At 57.6% G+C, this 24,363-nt stretch carries 22 protein-coding genes; 10 read left to right on the plus strand and 12 right to left on the minus strand.

The window, feature by feature from the left end:
• Nucleotides 1-129: 129 nt before the first annotated feature.
• The 3 genes from D1Y85_RS26140 to D1Y85_RS26150 all read left to right on the plus strand — a co-directional run bounded on the left by D1Y85_RS26140 (nt 130) and on the right by D1Y85_RS26150 (nt 3,243).
• A complete protein-coding gene (locus D1Y85_RS26140; RefSeq protein WP_425466987.1) occupies nt 130-567 on the plus strand; it encodes a DUF4212 domain-containing protein in 438 nt (145 codons plus the stop codon).
• Nucleotides 564-2,582 carry a sodium:solute symporter family protein gene (locus tag D1Y85_RS26145; RefSeq protein ID WP_124153976.1) on the plus strand — a complete coding sequence of 673 codons (2,019 nt, stop codon included), beginning with the start codon at nt 564-566 and terminating at the stop codon, nt 2,580-2,582. The genes D1Y85_RS26140 and D1Y85_RS26145 overlap by 4 nt, the downstream gene beginning before the upstream one ends.
• Before the next feature lie 292 nt (nt 2,583-2,874).
• The gene (locus D1Y85_RS26150; protein WP_124153977.1) at nt 2,875-3,243 is read left to right on the plus strand and encodes a hypothetical protein; all 369 of its coding nucleotides are present in this window, start codon (nt 2,875-2,877) and stop codon (nt 3,241-3,243) included.
• Nucleotides 3,244-3,386: 143 nt separating this feature from the next.
• Here the strand turns inward: D1Y85_RS26150 and D1Y85_RS26155 are convergent, their stop codons facing one another.
• The 4 genes from D1Y85_RS26155 to D1Y85_RS26160 all read right to left on the minus strand — a co-directional run bounded on the left by D1Y85_RS26155 (nt 3,387) and on the right by D1Y85_RS26160 (nt 6,158).
• Nucleotides 3,387-4,103: a class I SAM-dependent methyltransferase gene (locus D1Y85_RS26155; protein ID WP_124153978.1), complete on the minus strand. Its 717-nt coding sequence runs from the start codon at nt 4,101-4,103 to the stop codon at nt 3,387-3,389.
• Nucleotides 4,104-4,105: 2 nt separating this feature from the next.
• The gene (locus D1Y85_RS27355) at nt 4,106-4,249 is read right to left on the minus strand and encodes a hypothetical protein (protein WP_221410342.1); all 144 of its coding nucleotides are present in this window, start codon (nt 4,247-4,249) and stop codon (nt 4,106-4,108) included.
• A 694-nt stretch (nt 4,250-4,943) separates the two neighbouring features.
• A complete protein-coding gene (locus D1Y85_RS27360) occupies nt 4,944-5,117 on the minus strand; it encodes a DUF6538 domain-containing protein (protein WP_221410343.1) in 174 nt (57 codons plus the stop codon).
• Nucleotides 5,118-5,543: 426 nt separating this feature from the next.
• A complete protein-coding gene (locus D1Y85_RS26160; RefSeq protein ID WP_124153979.1) occupies nt 5,544-6,158 on the minus strand; it encodes a hypothetical protein in 615 nt (204 codons plus the stop codon).
• Nucleotides 6,159-6,766: 608 nt separating this feature from the next.
• Here D1Y85_RS26160 and D1Y85_RS26165 point away from each other — a divergent pair.
• Together D1Y85_RS26165 and D1Y85_RS26170 are read left to right on the plus strand one after the other, a co-directional pair.
• Nucleotides 6,767-7,432: a hypothetical protein gene (locus D1Y85_RS26165; RefSeq protein ID WP_124153980.1), complete on the plus strand. Its 666-nt coding sequence runs from the start codon at nt 6,767-6,769 to the stop codon at nt 7,430-7,432.
• A gap of 166 nt (nt 7,433-7,598) precedes the next feature.
• Nucleotides 7,599-8,570 (plus strand): hypothetical protein, encoded by a 972-nt coding sequence (locus tag D1Y85_RS26170; protein ID WP_124153981.1) that lies wholly within the window; start codon nt 7,599-7,601, stop codon nt 8,568-8,570.
• Nucleotides 8,571-8,575: 5 nt separating this feature from the next.
• Here D1Y85_RS26170 and D1Y85_RS26175 read toward each other — a convergent pair whose 3' ends face one another.
• The 7 genes from D1Y85_RS26175 to D1Y85_RS26205 all read right to left on the minus strand — a co-directional run bounded on the left by D1Y85_RS26175 (nt 8,576) and on the right by D1Y85_RS26205 (nt 13,979).
• Entirely contained in the window at nt 8,576-9,211 is a 636-nt protein-coding gene (locus tag D1Y85_RS26175) for a hypothetical protein (RefSeq protein ID WP_124153982.1), read from the minus strand.
• 22 nt (nt 9,212-9,233) lie between these two features.
• Entirely contained in the window at nt 9,234-10,070 is an 837-nt protein-coding gene (locus D1Y85_RS26180; protein ID WP_124153983.1) for a PDDEXK-like family protein, read from the minus strand.
• A gap of 142 nt (nt 10,071-10,212) precedes the next feature.
• Complete coding sequence (locus D1Y85_RS26185) at nt 10,213-10,758, minus strand: hypothetical protein (protein ID WP_124153984.1); 546 nt, start codon at nt 10,756-10,758, stop codon at nt 10,213-10,215.
• A gap of 18 nt (nt 10,759-10,776) precedes the next feature.
• A complete protein-coding gene (locus tag D1Y85_RS26190; protein ID WP_124153985.1) occupies nt 10,777-11,166 on the minus strand; it encodes an HIT family protein in 390 nt (129 codons plus the stop codon).
• 266 nt (nt 11,167-11,432) lie between these two features.
• Entirely contained in the window at nt 11,433-12,119 is a 687-nt protein-coding gene (locus D1Y85_RS26195) for a hypothetical protein (protein WP_124153986.1), read from the minus strand.
• A gap of 66 nt (nt 12,120-12,185) precedes the next feature.
• On the minus strand, nt 12,186-13,022 hold the full coding sequence (locus tag D1Y85_RS26200) for an SIR2 family NAD-dependent protein deacylase (RefSeq protein ID WP_124153987.1): 837 nt from the start codon (nt 13,020-13,022) through the stop codon (nt 12,186-12,188).
• 42 nt (nt 13,023-13,064) lie between these two features.
• A complete protein-coding gene (locus tag D1Y85_RS26205) occupies nt 13,065-13,979 on the minus strand; it encodes a helix-turn-helix transcriptional regulator (protein WP_124153988.1) in 915 nt (304 codons plus the stop codon).
• A gap of 491 nt (nt 13,980-14,470) precedes the next feature.
• On the opposite strand from D1Y85_RS26205, the gene hsdR reads away from it, so the two are divergent.
• From hsdR to D1Y85_RS26230, 5 genes are all read left to right on the plus strand, one after another.
• Complete coding sequence (gene hsdR / locus D1Y85_RS26210; protein WP_124153989.1) at nt 14,471-16,915, plus strand: EcoAI/FtnUII family type I restriction enzme subunit R; 2,445 nt, start codon at nt 14,471-14,473, stop codon at nt 16,913-16,915.
• A 107-nt stretch (nt 16,916-17,022) separates the two neighbouring features.
• Nucleotides 17,023-18,492, plus strand: coding sequence for a type I restriction-modification system subunit M (locus D1Y85_RS26215; RefSeq protein ID WP_124153990.1), 1,470 nt, complete (start codon nt 17,023-17,025; stop codon nt 18,490-18,492).
• Nucleotides 18,489-20,186 carry a restriction endonuclease subunit S gene (locus D1Y85_RS26220; protein ID WP_124153991.1) on the plus strand — a complete coding sequence of 566 codons (1,698 nt, stop codon included), beginning with the start codon at nt 18,489-18,491 and terminating at the stop codon, nt 20,184-20,186. The genes D1Y85_RS26215 and D1Y85_RS26220 overlap by 4 nt, the downstream gene beginning before the upstream one ends.
• Before the next feature lie 140 nt (nt 20,187-20,326).
• Nucleotides 20,327-20,677 (plus strand): hypothetical protein, encoded by a 351-nt coding sequence (locus D1Y85_RS26225; RefSeq protein ID WP_124153992.1) that lies wholly within the window; start codon nt 20,327-20,329, stop codon nt 20,675-20,677.
• A 127-nt stretch (nt 20,678-20,804) separates the two neighbouring features.
• Nucleotides 20,805-21,674 (plus strand): hypothetical protein, encoded by an 870-nt coding sequence (locus D1Y85_RS26230; RefSeq protein ID WP_124153993.1) that lies wholly within the window; start codon nt 20,805-20,807, stop codon nt 21,672-21,674.
• 390 nt (nt 21,675-22,064) lie between these two features.
• Here D1Y85_RS26230 and D1Y85_RS26235 read toward each other — a convergent pair whose 3' ends face one another.
• Nucleotides 22,065-24,044, minus strand: coding sequence for a site-specific integrase (locus D1Y85_RS26235; protein WP_124153994.1), 1,980 nt, complete (start codon nt 24,042-24,044; stop codon nt 22,065-22,067).
• Nucleotides 24,045-24,363: the final 319 nt, after the last annotated feature.

Genomic DNA, 24,363 nt, shown 5'->3' on the forward strand with positions numbered 1-24,363 from the left:
CGGCGTCTGTTGCGCTCGCTGGCGAAGGGCGAGGCGATCACGCAGGACGTTTCGACGCTGGAAAATCCGGCGATTCTTGATCAGCTCGGCGAGTCGGTGTAAGCGATTCCCGGCAGCGCGGCGCGCTCGATGGCGCCGCGCTGCTCCTCCATAGCGGTCGATCCCGATTGCCGGCGCGGCGCATATTTGATAAACAGGCGCATGGCCGCGCCACAGTCCACACCCCAGAACAACGTCAATCCATTGCCTGAGCCGCCACGGGTGAGCGAGGCGATGGCGCTCGCGCATAAGCGCTACTGGCGCTTCAACATCGTGCTGATCGCCGTGCTCATGACGATCGGCTTCATCGTTTCCTTCGTCGTTCCGTTCTTCGCGAGCTCGCTCAGCAGCGTGCGCTTCGCGGGTTTCAGCCTGCCGTTCTACGTCGGCGCACAGGGCGCGATTATCGTGTACGTGCTGCTCATTGCCGTCTATATCGTGCTGATGCAGCGCGCCGACCGCGAATTGCAGGCCGCCCACGAAGCCGACCTGGCGATCCGGGAGGCCTTCAAGGCGCCCCAACGATGAAGCTCGCGCATCGGCTCATCCGCTCGTACGCCTTCTATACGATCGGTTTCCTCGCGTTTGTCTACGTGATGTGGCGCATCGAGCTGTTCACGGGACCCGGCGTGTGGATCGGATACGTGTTCCTGTTCGTGCCGATCGCCGTTTACGCCGTGATCGGCTTGCTCTCGCGGACATCCGATCTCGTCGAGTACTACGTCGCGGGGCGCCGCGTGCCGTCGCTCTTCAATGGGATGGCAACCGCCGCGGACTGGCTCTCGGCGGCATCGTTCATCGGCCTTGCGGGCTCGCTCTACGCGAGCGGCTACGACGGCCTTGCCTACATGATGGGCTGGACCGCGGGCTACTGCCTCGTTGCGTTCCTGCTCGCGCCGTACGTGCGCAAACTCGCGCGCTACACGATCGCCGACTTTCTCGGCACGCGCTATTCGAGCAACCTCGTTCGCGCACTCGCCGTCCTCGCGACGATCCTCTGCTCGTTTGTCTATCTCGTCGCGCAGATCCAGGGCGTGGGGCTGATTGCGATGCGCTTTATCGGCGTCGATTTTGCCATCGGCATCTTCTGCGGACTTGCCGGCATTCTCGTGTGTTCGTTTCTCGGCGGCATGCGCGCGGTGACGTGGACGCAGGTCGCGCAGTACGTCATTCTCATCTCTGCGATCCTGATTCCTGTCTCGCTGATCGCACATCGCGACGGATTGGGATGGCTGCCGCAATTCAATTACGGCCGGCTGATGGAGCGCGTGGAAGCGCTCGAAGGCAACGTACGCGACGCAGGCCCAGAGCAGAGCGTACGCGACGAATTCCGGCACCGCGCCGGGGTGTGGCAGACGCGGCTCGACGCGTTGCCGCAGTCGTTCATCGACGAGAAAACACGCCTGACCGACACGCTCGTCAACCTGCGCCGCCACAACGGCCCGCTGCGTGAGATCGACTCGCTCGAACGCCAGCTCGAATCGTTTCCGCACGACGCGGATGCGGCGCGTATCGTATGGACGCAGCATCGCGACGATCTGCTCGAGCGCGGGACGACGCCCGTGCCGATGCGCGAGCCGTTTCCCGCAGTTGACGACGACGCGCGGCGCATCCACCAACGCAATTTTCTTTCGTTGCTGCTGTGCCTGTCGCTCGGCACGGCGAGCTTGCCGCACATCCTCACGCGCTACAACACGACGACGTCGGTGGCGTCGGCCCGGCGCTCGGTGGGGTGGACGCTCTTTTTCGTCGCGCTGTTCTACCTGACCGTGCCGGTACTCGCGGTGATGATCAAGTACGAGATTCTCACGCATCTGGTGGGGCAGCGCTTCGGCGATCTGCCGCATTGGGTGATGCAGTGGCGGCGCATCGAGCCGTATCTCATCAGCATTACCGACATGAACGGCGACGGCATCGTGCGCTGGGGCGATATTCAGATGCAGCCGGACATGGTTGTACTTGCAGCGCCGGAGATTGCCGGCCTGCCGTATGTCATGTCGGGACTCATTGCGTCGGGTGCGCTGGCCGCGGCGCTCTCCACCGCGGATGGTCTGCTGCTCACGATCTCGAATGTGCTTTCGCACGATGTGTATTACCACATGGTCGATCCCGAGGCGTCCAGCCAGCGGCGCGTGACGATGTCGAAGATCCTGCTGCTTGGTGTCGCGCTGTTTGCTTCGTGGGTGGCATCGCTCAATACGGGGAACATCCTGTTCCTCGTCGGCGCCGCATTTTCGCTCGCGGCGTCGAGTCTCTTTCCGGTGCTCGTACTCGGTGTGTTCTGGAAGCGCACCACACGGCTCGGTGCAGTGGCGGGGATGATTGCAGGACTCGTGGTATGCGTCTATTACATCGTCGCGACGTATCCGTTCTTTACGCAGCTGACCGGCTTCGACGGTGGACGGTGGTTCGGCATCGAGCCGATCAGTTCGGGCGTATTTGGCGTACCGGCGGGCTTTCTGGTGGCGATCGGCGTGAGCCTGCTCGACAGACGGCCGGATGCGTATACGGTCGCGCTCGTGGACTATATCCGCCATCCGTGACGTGCTGAGTGCAGTGGGTCAGGGGGCGGGGTGGGACAGTGGATCTGGTGTCATCTGACGCGAACTGAAATGCCACGCGCACGCTAGATGGACTGCCCGTCGAAGGTGTGTGCCGCGATATGACGAAACGGAATGGAATCGGCCTGCGCAGTCGACGAGCAGTTGGCGCCTGCTCATTCCCGCCTGACGATTGACGGGGTGAGGGCGGATGACGAGTGGATGTTCGGCCGGCGAGCACTACCGCGAAAAATCAAAGTGATACGATGTTTCGACGTCTACGCAGGAGACGAAGATGCCTATCTATCAGATCACTCGCAGTGTTCTGGAGCGCGTCGCTCAGGCGGTATCGCGTTCCTTTCACGATGACGCCATATACAGCGAGCAGGCTGCAGCGGACGGACGATTGAAGGTGCTGATCGTCCGAAATCCGGTCGGAGACGACACGCCGTACATTTCGCTACGCTTTCCCGGTGACCTGCTGGATCGCCTTGAAGCGCTGGGGCCGAAGCAATCCGCCATTGTGGGGGATCAAATCCGGAAGATCGTTGCGGAGCGTCTTGTCGACTACCAGGATGCGCGTGACGCCGGAACGCTGGGACGGAACAATCCTTTCCTGATCGAATTCGACGATCGAATCTTCGATGACGTTTCGGGCGGTTGAGCGTTTCAGCGATTCTTCGTTTAGTGCTGCTGTGCCGCTCACGGCGGTGCCTTCGCGCAAGTCTTGCGGACTTTCGAGGGCGCGGTGAGTGGCGTCTTTGGGCGCCGTCTGGTGCTATCTGGCATCCGCGCGCGTCGGGTGCGCTAATGTCTTGGCTTGAAGGTGAGCCCGATACATAGATTGCAGAAGATCGCTGGAGCCGGGATCGGGAAGTATGACGATGATTCGACCTCAAAATACGGTGTGATCTCGGCCAGAATCTCGGAGGGTACGTTAATGTGCTCCCTACCGATGAACCACGAATATGACTGCTTGTAGCGTTTTCTGAAGATCCGCTCGGCCGATATCTTTCTCGCCATACCGTAGGCCAGCCCTCCCTCGCAAGGGATCACAACTGACAGCACGCCGCGCTCTTTGTCGCAAAGCCGGTGCAATTCCTTGACCGCTTCTGGCAGATTGGGCAAATGCTCCAGGACGTGGATCGCGAGAACCCGATCGAAATAGCCGTCTTCGAATGGCATGCGCGCCTGGCAATCTGAGACGTGCGCGTTGACATCGGGGAAGCGTTGCTTGAGGGCGTCCACCATGTTTTGCCGAATATCGATCGCATGGTAGTTCTTCCGTTGCGCGTCGCTTAGCGTCTCATATTCCAGGTGCTCCCCGTCTCCGCAGCCGATCTCAAGGGTACGGACGAAGCCGGGGGGCGCGTGCCTGACCGCATATCCATGATTGAAGCTGTTCACGATTCCGTAGCGCGCCGGCAGAACTTCGTGCCAGTACTTCATGAAATCGTCGCTGATCCACTTCTGCTCTGGAGTAAGAGGTGGGAAGACCTTCGGCCACTTGCTCTGCCTCTCCATGGCTAGATCCTCAAATCTTCACGAAGTTGCCGGCCGGTCTTGGGGAGCAGGACGAATGCCACGGCTTTGAAGATGATCACTGGAACAGCCAGCGGGGCACAGAGGAAACCGCATCCAGATTCCGGCTTTTCTACGAAGCGTTTCATATCTTCCCCATCATCAATGATCTACAACGCTTGTGATGACCCAAACGCGATATTACGATTTGCCTGCCAGTACTATGCGGGCGGAGCGTGGGGGGTAATGAAAAATTCAATAGAATCAAGGATAAAAATCCTTGTCCACTGCATCTGTAATGCTCCGGTGGACAAGTCTATCCGTAGGCAATTCGGCCTGCAAGCCGATTCGCTGACCTGTCGGTAACGGGGCGGAATACGGAAACAATAACCAACGGGGGCGGTCTGTAGAGACAATCAATTTTCTACCCCAAGGATCGGCCGCGAAGCCTTACGAGGTTTCGTTCTCGCGCGCGGAAAACGAGATCACCGCGTTTTGCTCATGCGTTGCCGGGGATAGCGGGACGGCCTGCAAGCACCGCTTCTCGATACTTGAGGGCAAGGGGGCGGCGTCGTTAGTGACCATGTTGAGCAGGTAAGGGGCGGCGTTGGCCGAAGTGCTACGAGGGGCGCTCACTGCCTCCCGTACATCAGGGCGAGCAGCGACTATCAGTCCGGCCGCGCCAAGGATCTTATCGACCTTGGCAAGGGCTTCCCGTTCGCGACGCGCTACGGTTTTGTGATATGCCTTGTTGGCCTGTCGCTCTCGCTCTCATTCGTCCGCGTGCTCGAAAGCGTCAACTGTCGCAGCGTCCACCGAATACGGTGTAGCGAGCACGCGCGATCACTCCGCATCCGGTCGCACGGTATGCGCAACAGCGAGTCGTTTGGCGTCGGAATAGTCGGAAGTACCGAGCGCGATAACGGTTTCTTTCTTGCCGTAGTGCTCGTGAAGTGACGCGTGAATTTTTCGGCGGAAGTAGTAGCGCGTACCGCGCTGCGTGAGGTGGTTCGTCACTTGTCCTGTGTACCACCCACCTGGTCCACCACCGCTAAACCCTTCTTTTAGGCTGAAGGCCTTATTTTACAAGGGTTTGAGGATTCTGGCGGAGAGAGGGGGACTCGGCACATCCGGCCGGCGACCCGTCCCTAACCCGCTGATTTTCAAGACATTTCTCGCGGCTGGTAACGACAGTCTGGCACACTTCCCGGTCACAGTAAACACACCGCCGCAGGCGCTCCGCCGGACGACGGAGACCGCCCGACTCAAGCCGTGACGCATGCAGCCGGCAGCGGGCGATTTCAGCCTGGCGTGCCGTTCGTCGCTGGAGCAGGCCGCCCTGGATGTTGTGTTGGCAACAAAAACCTGTCGACCCTTCACGGCACACTGACGACCCAACGGCCGCCACGTGCGCCTTTCATGACCAGGGCGCAGTCACCGCCATCACCGGTGTCCCGCGCGCAGCAGCTGCCCGCAGCGCGGCCCGTCTTCGACGGTGCTGACCAGCGGGAACAGCATGTCGCCAGTGTCATCGCGGTAGCCCGCGAAGAGGTCGCCGGCGTTTCCCGGCATTTTCCGCTGGCTCCGGAGCATGCCGTTCTCGGCGCGCGTGATTACGGCGATGTGCCAGTTTTCGTCGAGCAGGCCCGCAATCGTATCCACGCTCACCGGTACGCCCTTTTCGTACTCAGCCTCGCCTCGCTTCCTGATAGCCTCGCCCTTTGGCCGTAGGTGCTCAAACCGGAGCTCACGGTTCCGCGACACGGGGTTGCCGATTTCGCGTAGTGCCGCCTCGCTGTAGTAGTCGCCGAGCAGATATCGGCGACTTGAACCCCTGTATCGTTTCTGCACCTCATCCGGGACCCAGCCCGGAACGGCGTGGTTCTCGCTCTCAATGAAATAACTCGACAGGAACCTGTTGCGTGCTTCAGCCAGTCCCCTGTGCAAATCAGGATTTCCCTCGTTCTGCAGGAACGTATAGGCGAGAAAGCCGTGGTAGGCCTCGGCCATCTTCTGATGGAGAGCCAGGCGTTCCTGTCTGAACGTCGTTGCTCGCATCGGTCAACCTTGTGGGGTTTTCAACGCCTGGCGTATCGCACGCGGCGGGCATGAAGCCCCGGAACAGGTCGCTGCCACGGGAGCCCGGGCCTATCGGCCAGTGCGCTACCCGTTTCGTCGCGGCGGCCGAATAGCTTGTCGAGAACCGTCATTCCGCGACCAGGCCTCGGCCCAAGCGAATGCAGGACATCGACTTCGGACCAGTTGACAGTACGCTCACACAACACGATTTTGTCTCAAGAGACACCGGTTGTCCCGTGTATGCACTTCAACGAATCAGCAGGCGAGTCTACTCGTCGAAGGAAACCGTCAAAGATAGCTGGGTGACCGCGCAAACCTGCAACCGCGTGTCGACCTCGCTCACGAGCAGCTTGAGACGGCCATTGCCGCGCTCCTCGAGCGCCGGAGCTACCGTGCGACCATCGCCGAGGCGGCAGCCGCCGGACTGGTGTTGGGTTCCCGCAGGCGCGGGAGCGTGCGGGCCCTCGCTTGCCGCGCCTGTGCGATGGCACACAGACTGGCGCGGCCGGCATTGCACAGAATGCGGCTCACAACCAAGAGAGGCCATGGCATAGCCGGGCGATATCGTCACACATCGGGGGGGGCACATGAACACCAGTCCTATCAGGTCATCCGTTGTCGGTGGCCTCTTCGCTGCGCTCGCGATTGCCGCAGCGCCCTTCGCCTCAGCGCAAACGGCCGCGCCGGGTGGGGCCACCCGAACGTCCGTCTACGGCATCGCGCTGGCCCAGCCGTTCACCGCGATGCCGGAGTGCCCGTACAAGCAGGGCAACTATGCGGGCGCCAGCAAGCTGTACACCTCCATGTACGAAATCTCGAACCCCTGCTTTGAGCACCTCAAGATGGACCTGATTGGCACGGCTCCAACCGGGACGGAGCGGCTTTACATCGCGTATCCCACGGGCAAATACCCCGAGATGTACAACGGCATGACCGTCAGTCTCGTCGACGGCCTCGTGCAGGACATTCACCTGGTGACGAACGGCGTCGACTCGCAGGAGCGTGACTACGCGTTGCTCTTGCGCAAGTTCGGCAAGCCACTGACTAACCGCACAGTCCCCCTGCAAAACCGCATCGGTGCCACTTTCGAGGGCATCGAAGCGAGTTGGCAACTCCCGGGCGGGGTCGCCGTGACATTCAGAGGCGTGAATGACCAGCTCGACACTGGCTTGCTTACCGTGACGACGGCGGAGGAGCTTGCGCGGCAGCAGGCGAAGTATGACCAGCAGCACGCAGGCGCGCCGAAGCTGTAAGCCCTATTGGGAAAAATGAGTTTGTCCGATGCAGTGTAGGGAGAGTGTGAGGAGCGGAGCACCGCTAACGGTTCTTTCGGAAGGGCGCTTTCCCTGTTGCGAGCTGGTATTGCGGGACTACAGGGTCGTCTGTGCGCTTGAGTCGCTCGGCGAGAGGTGAATAAAAATGTCATGTCTATTCAGGCTGCGGCGCGATGCCGCAATGCCGGCGCGGGAATTGCGCGGGTTCTTCACGCTTGCGGGCGCAGTCTGCCTGGGGTTCGCCCTGACCGCATGCGACCAGGGGCCGCCGTCGAATGCTGCGAGCGCGGCCTCTGCCCCTGAGGTCGCCACGGCCGTCGCCCCGGAGACCACGATTGTGGAGAAGGACCCGTTGGCGCTGCCGACGGGCGACCTCGACGATGAAACTATCGCGAACTACCTGCATGCCGCTATGGATTACGAGAAGCCGGACCAGTTTTCCAAAGGCTTCAACGACGCCCCATTGGTCGGCCGACACTTCAACATTGACATCCCTTACCAGAAGTATTCGACCGGCGACGAGCGCGGGCCGACGTACTCGTACGATGCAGACAAGGAGCTGCTCACCCTCACGGTGGCCGTCGATAGCGCTCATCGCGAAGCCGATGAATACACAACCCAGTATCTGACATTCTTCCAGGATATCCGGCGCGGCGAGCCCAAGTTGGAGTCCAACGCGTTCAATGTGACTAAGGAAGTCACGCCGCTTGCGATTCACATCTTTGGCGTGGGCGCGTTGTCCGACACCTATATCGGCCTGTTTTCCAACGAGGACTTTTCGTCGAAATCGGAGCACTACTATCGCCCACTCACGAAGACGGTCAAGCTCAAGCCAGACGCGGCCAAGGAGGCCGTCAGGAGCTTGACAATAGAGGTGGAAGGCACGGTGACGAAGGACCACAGTGGCCACGCCATCGAGTGCACGACGATGTACAACGGCGCCACGGTCGACAACCCGTTCGAGAAAGATTGGCACCAGTGCGTGCTTTTGGCGAAGCTTACCCATATCACCGTGACGTCGGCGTATTCCGGGGTGCTCGCGCAGTGGGGTGCGTCCGGTCGAACCGAGAGCAAAAAGGGCGTCAAAAAGGTTAAAGCAGTGGCCACCACGGGGTGACGCAGCTATCTGCCGTTGCCAAACGGGTACTGTAATGCAGTGTCCAGAAGCCCTTGGATGGAGGGCGCTGCGGCTTCAAGTTGTTTCAAAGCCTCATCGACGGGAGCTAGCGCGTCTGTCAGCGAATCGGGATAGTGGTCGGCCAAGGCTTGCGCATCTACCCGGATAGGCAGAAGCAGGTCTGGGCCATGAAGCTCAAAACCAAATTCGCCCAAACGCCTCGAACGAAATTGTTCGGCCAGAAATTTTTTCCATTCTGTACCAGGCCGCCCCCCCTTTCCTCCAAGACGGGTGACCCAGCCGACGTCGACACAGAACCAGATACCGAATTTCGCTGGCACCATGCCCGTCAGCGCGGACAAATAGTAGGCGTGTTCGACCGAAGAGTCGCTGCCGAGCCCAAAATATGCCCGGTAAGTGCCGTCCTCGGAATTCTCCCAGGCTTTTGGCTTGAATGACGTTTCGTCCGCAATAAGGTTGTACACGCCTTCCCAGTCTTTCCTGGATGCTTCCCACTGCCGAAGCTTTTCGTCGATGACTGAAAAAACGTGCCTTTCCACTTCGTCAACAACCTTCGGGGCGGTCTCCAGAATGTCCATATGCTGGATTACCAGGCGGTGAGGTTCATGGTGCTGGGTCATGATGTTTGTTGGTTCCTGCCGGTCACCGTGTCAGGCTACGGGCGTGTCGTGCAAATTGAAGGAGGAGTTGGCCCGAGAAGCTGGACGCGCGCTCGCCCGAGGCGTATGCCGTCAGGATATTCGCGACTTCTCCCCATGAGACAGAAATGACGGCGTCATGCAGCTCTTCGTCGTCGGGGCGGCGGCCCTCCGGTGTCAGGAACAGCACGACCGAAGGTAGTCCAGCCGCCGTCTGCCGGGCGAGTTCCGTGTACCGTTTTAGCTGGTCGTCGCTGGATTCCGGTGCACGGACTTTCACCTCGATGAAAATCAGAAAGCGCGAACTCTTGATTTCGATATCGACACGGCTCTCCCTGTCTCCCAGCGGATGGACTTCGGTCCGGGTCGAATAGTCGGCCTCGCGGACGACGGCGGGCGTGACGTCCATGTGCCGCTTTGCACCGACTGCCTCCACAAGTCGTTCAAGGATGGCTGAGCCCTGGCCATGGTCGCCATACCGGTCGAGTAGCCACGCCAACGCCTGGCTATTACGCAACTCGTCGTGGCCTATCCCAGCCACCTGCCAGACGTTTGCCATGGCACCGCTCTGGCGGTATTGGTTATATGGTGCGCGGAACGCTCGGGCAAAGCGCTCAAATCGCGTCCAGTCAACGGCCGGTTTCTCTGCTGCGGGAGGAACGTCAGTGGAGACCACGTGTCTCCAGACCGTGAAAAAAGCCTTCCATTTCGAGGACTCGTCCGTTTGCTGTTTAGCTCTGGAATGCATGCTTTGCCATTTCGAGAAAAAGCCTTTCGCGTGCTCAACGACCAGCGTGGAGTTCGCCGTCATGCGACGCACCGGATTGCCATAAGTGTTCAAGGTTATCAGCACCAGAACATTGGCCTGGTAACCGCCGGGGGGGTGCAGGTCGTCAGTTTCGAACCGGCAAGACAGCGCGCATTGGAGTTGCTAACATGCGCCATCAACGACACCCAAGCGGACCAGATGGTGGTCGTCATTCTCAGAAAATGGTACTTCTTAATTGAATCGACGCAGGCGCTGGTTCATCCGGTCCTGCGTTGAATAGTCCCGCGACATAAAGATTTTTCAAAAACCACGTTTTTTTGTCATTTCTAAGATTTCGATTTTTTTGAAACGAGACTGCTATCAGCCAGTCTTCCAGGAAATCAAGGGATTTGTCGCTTCCCTTCTTCACTGTGCCTGCAAATTTTCCATTCTTTGTTAGCTTTGGTAGTAAAAAAAGATGCGGATGCCCTTTGTTTTCTGAAACTACCTCATCGTAGATTTCCAGCTTGTGTTTAGGGTGGAGCGACTCTTTCAGTAAGTTCAGGGTTCGCCCCCCTGCGGCCTGGCCGATATACCAAGGTGTGTATTTATTGCCATGCTTGAGCGCAAAAACATAACAGCCACGACAGTCGGCTAGGCCATCAGCGCTAGAGCCGATGGTTTTTTTTAGCGTTTTCAATCCATCCCTGTCTATCTTGCGTTTTCCATTTTCGTCGTCAATGCAAGGAATCGGGTAAGAGCCGTAAACATCGAATTTCATAATTCCCTCAACAATCGGTTAATCCACTGGACTCCAGTAGTCGGCTTTCTCTGGAAATATCTTTCGTATTCCGCCCCTTGGGTCATCCTGGTCGCCGCCATAGCGGGGAATCAGATGGATGTGCAAATGCGGAACAGTTTGCCCGGCAGCATAGCCATCATTGATGCCGATGTTGAAGCCGTCTGGAGCTTTGCTTTGACCGATGACCTGTTTCGCTATGAAGAGCAACTGCCACAGTGCGGCACGCTCATCATCAGCAGTCTCAAACAGTGACGGCACATGCCGTTTGGGAATAATCAATGCGTGCTTTGGGGAGACGGGAAAACCATCATAAATCCAGAAGGCATGTGAATTTTCGCCAACGATGCGCTCGGATGGCAAGGTGCAAAAAGGGCAGGCAACCGTCATGTAATTCTTCCGGAATGAAGGGCAGGGATATGCAACTCGTCCTGGCCTGGCTCGCGATGCAAGTCCGTATTTTCATGGTTCTGCAGCGGCGCACAGGTGCGAAAGCCGTGGCAGGCATCGGCCATCTTCTTGTGGCGGGTCCCGCGCTCCTGGCTGAATGTTGTCGCTCGCATGGAGAGGCTAGTGTGCAATATTCGCTGCCACCTGCCGGAAGGGTTGACCGCGTACCCTTGCCAGAATCACGGTGGAGAAGTCGCGCAATCTCGCTACGCGTAGGTGGCACATAGCTCATCGCTCAAGTCAATCGCATTCGCGAAGAGAAGCATCTCGACCATCTGGTTTGATATAGAGGCTTTGAGTTCGGTACAGAGTTTGACTGCAATCTCTTCGACCAGACGGCAATACATGATGTAAAAGGCATGGTGGTCTACCTTCTGCCAGCCATGCGCACTGACAAGTCGCTTGACCACCAGTTGAGCCGCAACGACCCGCTTGTTCCGACTCGGAAGCGCGGGAAAGACTATCGGAGGCTCGACGCCCGCGCGAACCTGAATTGCGTTGAGCGCGATGGATGTTCTGGCATCAAAAATTGCAAACCGCTTGGGGTCGCGAATGGTAAATGCCTTTGACCACGATGCAATACCTTGCTTGCCCCGGGCAAGGACAGTGGCTTCGTCGCCATTGGCATAAAGCCGGAGCGTTTCCTCATCGTTCCTGCGGACACCGCCCCATACAGATATGTACCAGTGACACAGCCGAAGCCTTTCGTGTGCCGAACCGGTCGACCATGCCACGTGCAGTTCGTCTTTCAGCGCAAGATTCCGCTCGAGGAGCGATGCTTCACTGCCAGGTAACGTAATGCCAGCAGGGAGCGGGCTTGGTATGCCCCACGGGTAGCTATCGGCAAGAAGGGATATATTCTCCCTGACGTACGCGTATACGGACTTGAACATCACTTCTTGATTTACCTGTAATTTTTGAGTGTTGGTCTAATTTGCATAATATCGCACGTGGCTTTCTTATCTGCCATCCATCGTGGTGGCAAGAACCCGTTCGAGCTGTTCCAGGGCGCGCACTGCACCCAGTGAAATTCCAACACCGATAGCCGGAGAAATCGCGTGTTCTCGGGGGTTGATGCGAACAACGTGCGGCCCGTGTCGTTCGCTAAAGTGTCTGACCGTCGATATCGCCCGGCCCGCGCCCAGTTCGACAACGACGAGTCGCTCGACGGACTCAAGCCACCTTGCGAGCTGCCTCTGTTGCCTGTCTGTGCATCGGGCCACCCATTTCCAGTCCCCGAACATCAGGATGTTCGGTCGCGCGAGCGCACCGCAGCGGGGGCACCTGGGCATTGCGTTATCGAGCAGGCAATTTGCCTCGTCGACGACCGGTGTGAAGTCGTCAGCCGGCCAGGTTTCATCCGTACAAGCGTCAATGCATTGCAGCCGGTGGATGGTGCCGTGGCATTCCATAACGCGTCCGGCATCGAAACCGGCTTTCTGGAACTGGCCATCGACGTTACTGGTGAACACGAAGGCGCCGTGCTTCATCGTCGATGCCCACCTGAGCAGGATATCGAAGCCTGCATGAGGCACGGTTGTACGATAGAGCGCGAGCCGGTGCCCGTAGAATCCCCAGCTCAGGCGAGGGGTGTTCTCAAAACCAGTTGGGTTGGCGATGTCCTCGAACGAAAATCCATGATGACGCAGCGCCGGGTAGGCGCGCCAGAACCCGTCGGTCCCCCGAAAATCGGGTAGTCCGGAGTCCACGCCCATGCCGGCGCCCGCTGTGATGAGCAGTGCGTCCGCTTCGCGAATCCAGCCGGCTGCCTGTCTGATTGCAATGTCGTTATTCACCCGCTATCCCCATTCCGCTGTTTGACCTGTCCATTGCGCGCTTCAGGCGCCCGTACCGTAGCGTTTTGCTAGTGCGGCTGCCTCGCGCGCGAATTCATCGCGAAGTGTGGAGGGCGCGATGATTTCCACTGCGGCGCCGAGCGAGCGCAGCCACCATCGCAGCTTGACGCTGGGAACCACCGTCCCGATTGCCTTTATGCGGCCGTCGGGCATCCGCTCAAATTGTTGGTCGTCCGACATGGCGCGCTCCTTCAGTCGCTTCGCCTCGGCCGCCTCCACCGCGAGTTCCAGGACAACCGGCGCCTCTGGCAGAAAGTCAAAAACCTGTTCTTTCTCAATGGTGTTCTGCAACCGGAAATCCCGTGGGTACGTGAACGTATCCCCGGACTCGGCCACCGACACAATTCGGTCGAGGCGATACAGAGCCCGAAGCCAGTTTGGCCTGCCTTCCTCAGGGCGTGGCGGGTGCTCCGGACTCTGGGCAACCATGTACATGAGCCCAGCGGATTCGACCAGCGCGAGCGGCCAGAGCCGCCTGGGCTTGACGTCGTCCGCCTTGGTCTCCCTGTAGGCCTGGCGATACCTGACGAGCAGTTCGCGCTCAAAGAACGTCGCGGTCACCACTGTCTGAAAGACCTCGGGGTTGATGGGCGGTGGACGCAGCACGTAGGTGGGCTCCACTGAACCAATCTTGTTGACCCATACCCGATGCGGTCGACTGTCCTCCCGGTCTTGCGAAAGTCGCGCGTCGGCCGCCTCGAATAGCGGCTCGATGTCTCGGGTCACCGCCGCCGGCAGCTTGCTTCCGACAAAACGACGGAGCGTGTGAAACGCCACGGCCTCGGAAGCACTCGTCAAATTCGCCACCTGGTTTGCACCGCCCAGCCAGGGTTTGCGCTGCCAGAGCCTATCCCGGCCGGACTCGGTCGAAAGGACAACCAGGTCCCGCTCCAGCATGGAGAGGCGTCGTCGCAACTGCCTCGGATATCGGGTGCCCCCTTTCGCGGACTGGCATCGACAATGCGCCCGCCAATTCGAGCCTGCTTGTGCGAGTCGCGCCGCTTTTGGCAAGGCGTGACCTGATGCCGGGGGCAGTGGCGCGGGTTGCCAGACCGCGCCCCGATGCCAGACGTCCACCGGGACGGGATGAGGGACGCGCTGCGTGTGGCACCGTTGGCCCGCAGTCGACGGTTTCAACAATGGAACCGTCGTCGGACGCGCATTTTTGCCTGTTTTGCGTGTCTGCCTGTGTCGAACGGGCAGGCTGACGCTGTGTCCAGAAGCTTCTGGAGGTCAGGCAGCGTGACTTCAAGCTTCCGCAAAGCGTCACGCACGGGTGCCAGCGCTGGCCTTTCGACGCTGTCGCAGACAGACTTTCTGTCACTGATTTACCGGACTTTCATCCGGTACAATCAGTGACTCATCGAAAATCAGATGCGGTTTGGGTTATGGACAAGAAAAAGCTCTCCGAGAGAGATATTTGCACCAAGCTCATTACTCCCGCGCTGGAAGCCGCAGGTTGGGATAAGCAGCGCCAGTTGCGTGAAGAGGTCAACCTTACGGCGGGGCGTGTTGTCGTGCATGGCAACAAAGGTGTACGCGACACCAAAACCATCCGCCGGGCCGATTACGTGCTGTCTTTCAAGCCAGGCCAGCCCTTGGCTGTCGTTGAAGCTAAAGACAACAAACACACGGTTCGTGATGGTATCCAGCAGGCACTGGATTATGCAGCCATGCTCGATGTGCCATTCGCTTTCTCCAGCAATGGCGATGGCTTTGTCTTTCACGACAAGACCCTCGCCGATGGAGTGTTGGAGCGCGAAATCAGTCTGGCCGAGTTCCCCTCCCCGGAAGTTCTGTGGCAGCGCTATCTGACCTGGAAAGGCATCAGCGACGAGCAAGCGACAGTCTATGCTCAGGATTACCACGTCGGCCGCTCCGCACGTTATTACCAGGTCAATGCGATTAACCGCTCGGTCGAAGCCGTGGTTAAAGGCCAAAAGCGGATTTTGCTGGTCATGGCGACAGGCACGGGCAAGACCTACACTGCTTTCCAGATTATCTGGCGCTTGTGGAAGTCAGGTACCGCCAGGCGGATTTTGTTTCTGGCTGACCGCAATATTCTGGTCGACCAGACAATGGTCAATGACTTCAAACCCTTCAAGGGCGCGATGGCGAAACTCAGCGTCAACCAGAAGGGCGTCGAGAAGGTCGATGGCGCTGGCCAGAAGACGACCGAGCTGGTCGAGCTGGGTGTCAATCCCCAAACCAAAAAAGTCGACAAATCCTACGAGATTTACCTCTCGCTCTACCAGGCCGTCACAGGCACGGAAGAAGAGCGGAACATCTACAAGCAATTCAGCCCCGACTTTTTTGATTTGGTGGTGATTGACGAGTGCCACCGGGGCAGCGCGGCGGAAGACTCGGCCTGGCGCGAAATTCTGGATTACTTTGGCAGTGCCGTGCATCTTGGGCTGACCGCCACGCCGAAAGAAACCACCGAAGTTTCCAACATCACCTACTTTGGTGAGCCCGTCTACACCTACTCGCTCAAGCAAGGGATTGACGACGGTTTTCTCGCACCCTATAAGGTGATTCGTATCGACCTGGATAAAGACTCGGGCTGGCGGCCTACCGCAGGCAAAGTCGATGCCAAAGGCCAGGCCATCGAAGACCGTATCTACAACCAGAAAGACATGAACAAGACGCTGGTACTGACCCAGCGTGACGAGGTAGTCGCCAAACGCATTACCGAGCTACTGTACGCTACTGGCCGCATGAACAAGACGATAGTGTTCTGCGAAGACATCGACCACGCCAGTCGCATGCGGCAGGCGCTGATTAATGCCAATACCGATTTGGCCAGCGCCAACCCGAAATACGTTATGCAAATCACCGGGGATAACGCCGAGGGCAAGATGGAGCTGGACAACTTCATCGACCCCAAACGTGCCTACCCCGTCATTGCGACCACCAGCCGCCTGATGACCACGGGGGTCGATGCGCAGACCTGCAAACTTATCGTGCTTGACCGCACCATCAACAGCATGACCGAGTTCAAGCAGATTATCGGTCGCGGTACGCGGATTAACGACGATTACGACAAGCTGTGGTTCACGATTCTGGATTTCAAAAAAGCCACCGAAAACTTTGCCGACCCGGCGTTCGATGGCGAGCCCGTCGTTATTTATGAGCCGAAAGGGGATGAGCCTGTCGCCCCGTCCGGGGACAACGACCCACCCACCGACGAGCAAGGCAAGTCCGTCGACGGGCCCCGGGGTACTTATGACCCTGATAATGGTACGGGCGGCAATGCCGGGCAGGGCGGCGGGGCGCGCATCAAATACGTCGTCGATGACGTAACCGTCTATGTGGCCAATGAGCGCGTCCAGTTCATGGGACCGGACGGCAAGCTGATTACCGAGTCGTTGAAAGACTATACCCGTATCCAGCTCAAGAAGCGTTTTGCCTCGCTCGACGAGTTTTTACAGAGCTGGACCGATGCCGACAGGAAGCAGGCCATTGTCGATGAGCTGGCAGCGCAGGGCGTGTTTTTTGACGAACTGGCGAAAGAAACGGGCAAAGACCTCGACCCGTTTGACCTGGTTTGCCATGTCGCCTTCGGCCAGAAACCGTTGACCCGCCGCGAACGCGCCGACAATGTCAAAAAGAAGAACTACTTCACGCAGTACGGCGAGACTGCCCGCAAGGTGCTGGACAAGCTCCTCGACAAATACGCCGATGAAGGCATCGCCAATATCGAGCAAACCGAGGTATTGCGAACGCCAGACTTTGCGCCCCTCGGCTCCCCTGTCGAGCTGATTAAGTCGTTTGGCGGCAAGCCTCAATACCAGGCGGCACTGCGTAGTCTTGAACTCGCCTTATACCAATGACGGAATAAATCCGGCCTGGCTGACTGCCAGCACAGCGCCGGTGCTTCCATTTTCAGACACCACTGGGCGGAACCCACGCCGCTCTTCCCGCGTTTTACGAATTACCCATGACCATCAGCACCACTCTCATTAAATCCATCCAGGACATCATGCGCCAGGACGCTGGCATTGATGGCGACGCGCAGCGCATATCGCAATTGTCCTGGCTGTTCTTTCTCAAGATTTTCGACGACCAGGAAACGGAAATCGAGATGATGCGTGATGGGTACGTCTCACCGATTCCAGAAGCGCTGCGCTGGCGAAACTGGGCGGCCGATGCCGAGGGCATTACCGGTGACGGGTTGCTGGGCTTTGTGAATAACGACCTGTTTGGCGCGCTCAAGGGGCTGAACGCCGATGCGGTGCTGAATGCCCGTGCATTCGTTGTGCAGTCGGTGTTTGAAGACGCCTTCAACTACATGAAGTCAGGTCAGTTGCTGCGCCAGGTCATCAACAAAATCAACGAAATCGACTTCAACAACCGGCAAGACCGCCACCTGTTTAACGACCTGTACGAAAAAATCCTTAAAGACCTGCAAAGCGCGGGCAATGCGGGTGAGTTCTACACGCCCCGCGCAGTCACGCAGTTCATGGTCGATATGGTCAACCCGCAACTCAGCGAAAAAGTCCTGGACCCGGCCTGCGGCACCGGTGGCTTTCTCGCCTGTGCGATTGAGCACTTGCGCACGCAGGTCAAATCGGTCGAGGATGAGAGCCGCTTGCAGCAGGCCATCCACGGCGTCGAAAAGAAGCAGATGCCCCATCTGCTTTGTGTTACCAACATGCTGCTGCACGGCATCGAAATTCCGTTCCAGATTCGCCACGACAACACGCTGGCCAGGCCGCTGGTGAGCTATGGCCCGCGCGATATGGTCGATGTGATTCTGACCAACCCGCCCTTTGGCGGCACCGAAGAGCCGGGCATCGAGTCCAACTTCCCCGCCGATGTGCGCACCAAGGAAACCGCCGACCTGTTCCTCGTGCTGATTACCGAGCTGCTCAAACACAACGGCCGCGCCGCCGTCGTGCTGCCGGATGGCACGCTGTTTGGTGAAGGCGTGAAAACGCGCATCAAGGAAAAGCTGCTGAGCGAATGCAATCTGCATACCATTGTGCGCCTGCCCAATGGTGTGTTTGCGCCGTACACCGGCATCAAGACCAACCTGCTGTTCTTCACCAAGGGCCAGCCCACCAAAGATGTCTGGTACTACGAGCATCAATACCCGGCGGGCTACAAAAGCTACAGCAAAACCAAGCCGATTCGCATCGACGAATTTGACGTCGAAAAAGCATGGTGGGGCAGCGAAGCCGATGGCTTTGCCAGCCGTGTGGAAAGCGAGTTCGCGTGGAAGGTCAACATCGATGACATCCGCGCCAAGGGCTTCAACCTCGACCAGAAAAACCCGCACGTCGGCGAAGTGATTAGCCATGACCCGGACGAACTGTTAGCGCAATACCAAGCCCTGCAAGCCGATGCGCAGGGCATCCGCGACCAGCTCAAAGCCATCCTTGCCGCCGCGCTGGAGGGCAAGGTATGAAGTTGACCGAAGGCTTTAACCTGCTCGCCACCGCCCCCGATGGCATCAAGCGTCTGCGCGAGCTGATTCTAAGTCTGGCCGTGCAGGGCAAGCTCGTTCCGCAAGACCCCAACGACGAACCCGCCAGCGAATTGCTCAGGCATATCCGCGCCGAAAAAGGCCGGCTGATTGCCGAGGGAAAAATCAAAAAAGACAAACCACTGCCGGCGATTGGCGATGAAGAAAAACCGTTTGATTTGCCGCAGGGGTGGGAATGGGTGCGCATGCCCCAAATCGCAGAGAATCGCTTGGGAAAGATGCTAGATAAAGCAAAAAATACTGGCACTGCATTTCCATATTTGCGCAATACGAACGTGCAATGGCACCGATTTGTTCTTGACGACATCAAAGAGATTTACCTCGAAACGCATGAATTAGAAGAATTTAGGCTGCGGCGTGGTGATTTATTAATTTGCGAAGGTGGCGAGCCAGGCCGTTGTGCTATTTGGCGTGATGAGGTAGATGAGATGTATTTTCAAAAAGCATTACATCGTGTTCGAACGATTGGCGGAGTGTTGCCAGAATTTATTGCTCAATGTTTAGAGAATGATGCCTTTAGTGGGCGACTAAACGAATACTTTACTGGTGCGACAATTAAGCATTTTGCAGGTCAGGAACTTAATCGATATACAATTCCATTGCCGCCCCTTGCCGAGCAATCCCGCATTGTCGCCAAAGTCGAAGAACTGATGGCGCTGTGTGATGCGCTGGAAGCACGCGGCAAGCTGGAGGCCGAGCAGCACGCCCGCCTCACCGCCACGCTATTCGACGCGCTCGCCGCCAGCGAGTCGGCACACCAGTTGCAGGAAAACTGGACGCGCCTGGCCAGCAGCTTCGACCTCATCCTCGACCGCCCCGAAGCCGTCGATGCCCTGGAGCAAACCCTGCTCCAACTCGCCGTGCGCGGCCTGCTGGTGCCACAAGACCGCAACGACGAACCCGCCAGCGAACTGCTCAAGCAAATCCGCGCCGAGAAAGACCGGCTGATTGCCGAGGGGAAAATCAAGAAGGATAAGCCGCTACCTGAGATTGGCGAGGATGAAAAACCATTTGAATTGCCGCAGGGGTGGGAGTGGGTGAGAATTGGCGATTTGTGTAGGCCCGTTTCCTCTGGCTCTACACCTGCAGCGAATTTGTTTTTAAATGATGGTGGCGTGCCGTACCTCAAGGTTTACAATATTCGAAATCAGAATATTGACTTCGAATATAAACGGCAATTCATCAGCGAAGAGCTACATCGTTCAAAATTGCGCCGGTCGATGCTTTATCCCGGTGATGTAGTGATGAACATTGTGGGGCCGCCGCTTGGGAAGATTGCAATTATTCCTGACAGTCACCCGGAATGGAATTGCAATCAGGCAATTGCTTTTTTTGGGCTGATACCGCCTATGAGCCCAAAGTATATTTGGACATATCTTTGTGAAAACTCATTTTTAAAGAATATTGAACTGATTGGTACAGCTGGGCAGGACAATATTTCGGTAACAAAATCAAAAAATATTCCTGTACCACTGCCCCCTCTCACTGAGCAATCCCGCATCGTCGCCCGCGTCGAAGCGCTGCGCGCCCTTTGTGCCACGCTAAGAGAGCGCCTCACGACCAGCCAGAAAATCCAGACTCATCTGGCAGAAACCTTGGTCGAGACTGCAGACTGATGGCTGACAGCAGCGTGCTTATCTGTCTCCTATTGTGTTGCTACCCACTTCGCCGGAGTAGCTCGTTGTGCGTTCATGGATAGAGAAATCATGACGCTTGCCGTCGAACGGCTTGATGCTCAAAATCGAGGAGGGAGTCAGTGAGAGTGCTAGACGCATTGCATGCTTTGTGGGCTGAGTTATCGACGGAAGCTAGGATTAAGCTGTTTGTAGGAGTGGTGGGGCTCCTCATTGGGCTGCCGACGAGCGCAATCGGATTGGTATGGCTGGAAACGCGGCAGGCGGTTCAATTGAGCAACTGTTCAGACGACTTCGCTCAACCACTATTGAATGCGCTGATGCAGAACGATGAAAAAGGCATCGAGCAAGCCGCCAGTCTGGACAGGGTCGAGCAGTCTAAGCGATGTGCCGTCGGTGCTCTTCAACGTCCCAAGGGGACCGCTTCTTTCCTGTTGGACGAACATCGACGACTCGCCGATGTCTCGCACTAACGCTGGCCATCGCCGACCTACAAAATGCCCAGCGCTTCAATGAAGCAGAGAGAGTTGCGAAGGCGTGCAGAGAAGGAAATGCTGCAGCGAGTATCTTTTCCGCACCTGAGTGTTGAGTGAGGAGTCTATGCCATTTGACCGCGCTACACTTGAGGCCGCCATCGAGGCATTCGGCGGCGGCAAACAGCCCGACAACCAGGTCGAAGGTTTGCTAGCCAAACTTCACGTGTTGGAAGCAGCGGGCCGCTACGGCCAATTGCTCAACGCTCTTGCGAATGCCAACGATGAGAGCAATTTCCGCTCGCTGGTGTTGGAAGCGACCTTCGCCTATCAGTTCGAGGCTTCGGGAATGGCCCTCGATTACGAGGTAAAGCAGGTCCCCGACCAGCCGAGCTCGATTGATTTCAGACTGAGTGCAACGAGCGGAGATTCTGTCTTCTTCGAGGTGCGCTTGCTGCAGCAGGACCGAGAGACTGCCGACGAAGTTGCTGCACAACTGAAGGCAAATAAGCAGTACGCGGTCGTGAAAGACGGTCGAGCTGAGGCCGACGACATTATTCGTCTGCAATCCACCATCCTCGCGAAGGTCCAAAAACCTGACGGGACACCCATCAAGTTCTTGCAGGCAGGCCCCGGCTTCGTGAACATCGTTGTAGTAGCCATCTCCGATATCCTCTTAGGGACCGCAGACACGTACGACTGCGTACTCGCGACGTATGGCGACAGTGAGGTCCCAGAGCCGTGCCGTCGAGGGATGTTTGGAGTGTTTCAAGACGTTAAGGACGCGGACCCACCGGATTTTCAGGCCGCAGCAGCGAGGTTTGCACACTTGAAGGGCAACATCTACGGTGTGTTGTTCCTATTCCGGCCGCGCGGCGCTGGCGTACTGGATTATCAACTCGAGATGTTTATCGTGTGGAACCGTGGCCTTGTGTCGCAGGAGTCGGTTACAGCGCTCGAAGGACAAATAGCTCGGGCGCTACCTGCAGCGGGATAGAGAGGCGCGATTTGGCACCTGGTCGCGCTCACTCGCCTTCAATACTTCCACGCTGAGGCAAAATGCTCGCCCCCCCGGAAAAGAAGTACGGCCCCCATAGGGCCGTACTAGTCGATAGCTTGTAAAGCCGACGGCAACGACGCATCACGAGTCGGAGGAGAGTTCAGTTAGCCATTTACAATCGCGCTGTCGGACCGACTCGTCGAACAGTCGAAGCGCGTTGCCAGCAGGTTCTGACGACGCCGTCCATTGGGCGCGCGGTGAACTCGACTCATCAGCTAGCGCCCAGACACGCGTGCGTTCCTCGGCATGAATTCACCTGATTTTTTTGCAATGCCAAGTGCGGAGCCGGATGTACGGGCGGTCTCGATAGTCGTGTATTGGAGTTTTTTATTCCTTCCGAATAGTTTGCAAGTGTTCCTGCCAGCGACTAAAAGAATGGTCTTGCCTCAGGTGCGCGTAGTTCGCTATAACAGTCTCTAGTTTGTCATGCAGAAGAAGTGCGACGGTCGGATAGTCTTCAGGATGCTTGCGTAGATAGTCGGTAGGAACAAGATGTCTGACGGCATGTGTGCCAAATCCGGGGGTCTCCGGGATGAGGCGTTTAGTGACTCTCTCTATCTGCCGGGACAGGTCGTCCCAACGTGTTCCGTCTCGACTCGGAAAGACCCATGGCGCGAAGGGATTGAGTCTGACCAAACGTGGCCGAAACTCCTGCAGATACTCCTCGATGCGACTCGAGAGGTCAGGGGGCAGCGGAGCATCGTATGCAGAATTCGCGGCACCGTGCTCATTCTTGAAGTCGACCGCTTCGAATCGCAGCCGAAATCCATCGTGTCTTCGATAGAGATTACCTGAGCCGTCTTCGGCGTACGTCATCAGAACGAAGTTCCGACGGCGCAACGGATTTGCAATTAACATCGCTAACAACAATGCGTTCCTCTTGTGCAGGGCTTCGTCCAGGCTCCCAGGTGCAGCGTTAGCTGCGGCCTCGTCAAGCGCGGTTATGGCACGAAACAGGGGGGCCAGCGGCTCACTGAGTACGAGTAGTCCGCGTATTGGCTCTTCAGGGTTCCGAGATTTTCCGTTTGCTTTCCTCTTCCACGCGCTGGCAAGCCCGTGAGTTTTCGCGCACATCGACTCAAACGTGATGGCATCGCCCCATTTCTTCGGGAGCCGAGCGCCAAGTTCGGGTTGCTGTGTGAGAAACCCGGTGTCAATTGATGTCAGACTGCAGACAAAGCTTGCGAAACCTTTTTGCCCCCAATGAACTATCCCATCGGAGCGCCTTGTTCTGAATTCAAGATAAGAATTGACGGCATCCGGTACCGCGAACCACGCAAGGGTCGTAAGCTCAGTTTGAGGAATGCCGAATCCTCCGTCCCGGCGAGGCATTCGGAGAAAGCCAAAGTAAGCGCGCAACATATTGAAGGCGATGTGTGCCGTCACGCAACCGAGGTTGCCGCTGTGAGCAGCGGCGCTCAGTTTCGTCGCAATTTTGCTTTTTGGTAGCAACCTCCATTCGCTATTTTTCCGCCGATTGAAGCTAGGATTCGTCGCCGTCTTATAGCTAAAAAAGTCGTTCCATTCTTCAAGAAGTCCCGGGCAGAGTTCGGATTCGGGCAGGAGATAAGGGGCTTGCGTATGGGCCTTTTGGCGAGCACGGTACGGGATAGTTGTCGCACCTCGGGCGGGGCTATCTCCGGCCTGCGGCCGCTGCGTTATCAGATTTCGGAGGGCATTCCGTTCGAGACCAAGAGCATGTTCGATTCGGGTCAGGGAGGGGAGAGCCCGCTGATTTGGCACCGCGCCGTTTAACCATCGTTGGACTGCGGATGTCGACGCACCCGCCATTCGAGCAATCGTTTTCGGGGCTTCACTTTGCGCGGCGAATGCGGTGCGAAGCGCGCGGGTGAACTTACTTACCCCGCTGTTAGCATCGTGCGAATCGCGTGTGACGCCGGTGGCTGCCAGAACTGCGTTGGCGAGCTCGCGCCAAGCACGGAGGTGGCTCCTGCGGTCCAGGATTGTGCGCGGTGCGAGTTGGAGGGACTCGGTGTAGTCTCGCGTCCGCTTATCAAATGCAGACAGCATCTCCACGCCGACCTTTGACTCGGTCGTCTTTCCATTAAACGAGAGGTAAGAAACCAGGGTGCTGACGTGGTTCCTGAATATCTGGTGCCGTGATTTCGACTCTGGTGAATCGGCGAGCAAAAGTTGTTTGTGGCGAGTTATCAAATCCGTGTAGGTAAGTTCCATGCAAGCATCATCGGTTGAGCCGCGCGACGACTGCCAAGCCCCTACGTTATCCGCGAACGTTACCGTGTAACGAACATTTCCTAACCCATTGAATTTAATGGTGGATTTCATTGCTACCTCCAACATATGCTTGGAAGGCGAATGGGGAGGGATTCGTTACGCAGTCAGACTGGCAATCGCGAAGCGTTTGCGGTCCGATGTATAGGCAATGCGCTGCAAATTTTTAGCTCGCGAATTACAAATGGGAGGGGGATACTCTCGAGCGTCGTCGTTAAGCGGGCGTAGACGCCATTGAGCCCAACGCCCAAAATTTAACGAGGCCGTATTGTAGCGCGAGGGAATGTGAGGTTCCCCCGGTTTTTCGCCTTCCAGAGGCCCCGGGTTATGCAGCCGCATCTCTTGTCCGCTGAGCCACAAGCCAGTCTTGTAT

This window comes from Paraburkholderia dinghuensis (assembly GCF_003837865.1).
In the GTDB taxonomy this organism is placed as follows: domain Bacteria; phylum Pseudomonadota; class Gammaproteobacteria; order Burkholderiales; family Burkholderiaceae; genus Paraburkholderia; species Paraburkholderia dinghuensis.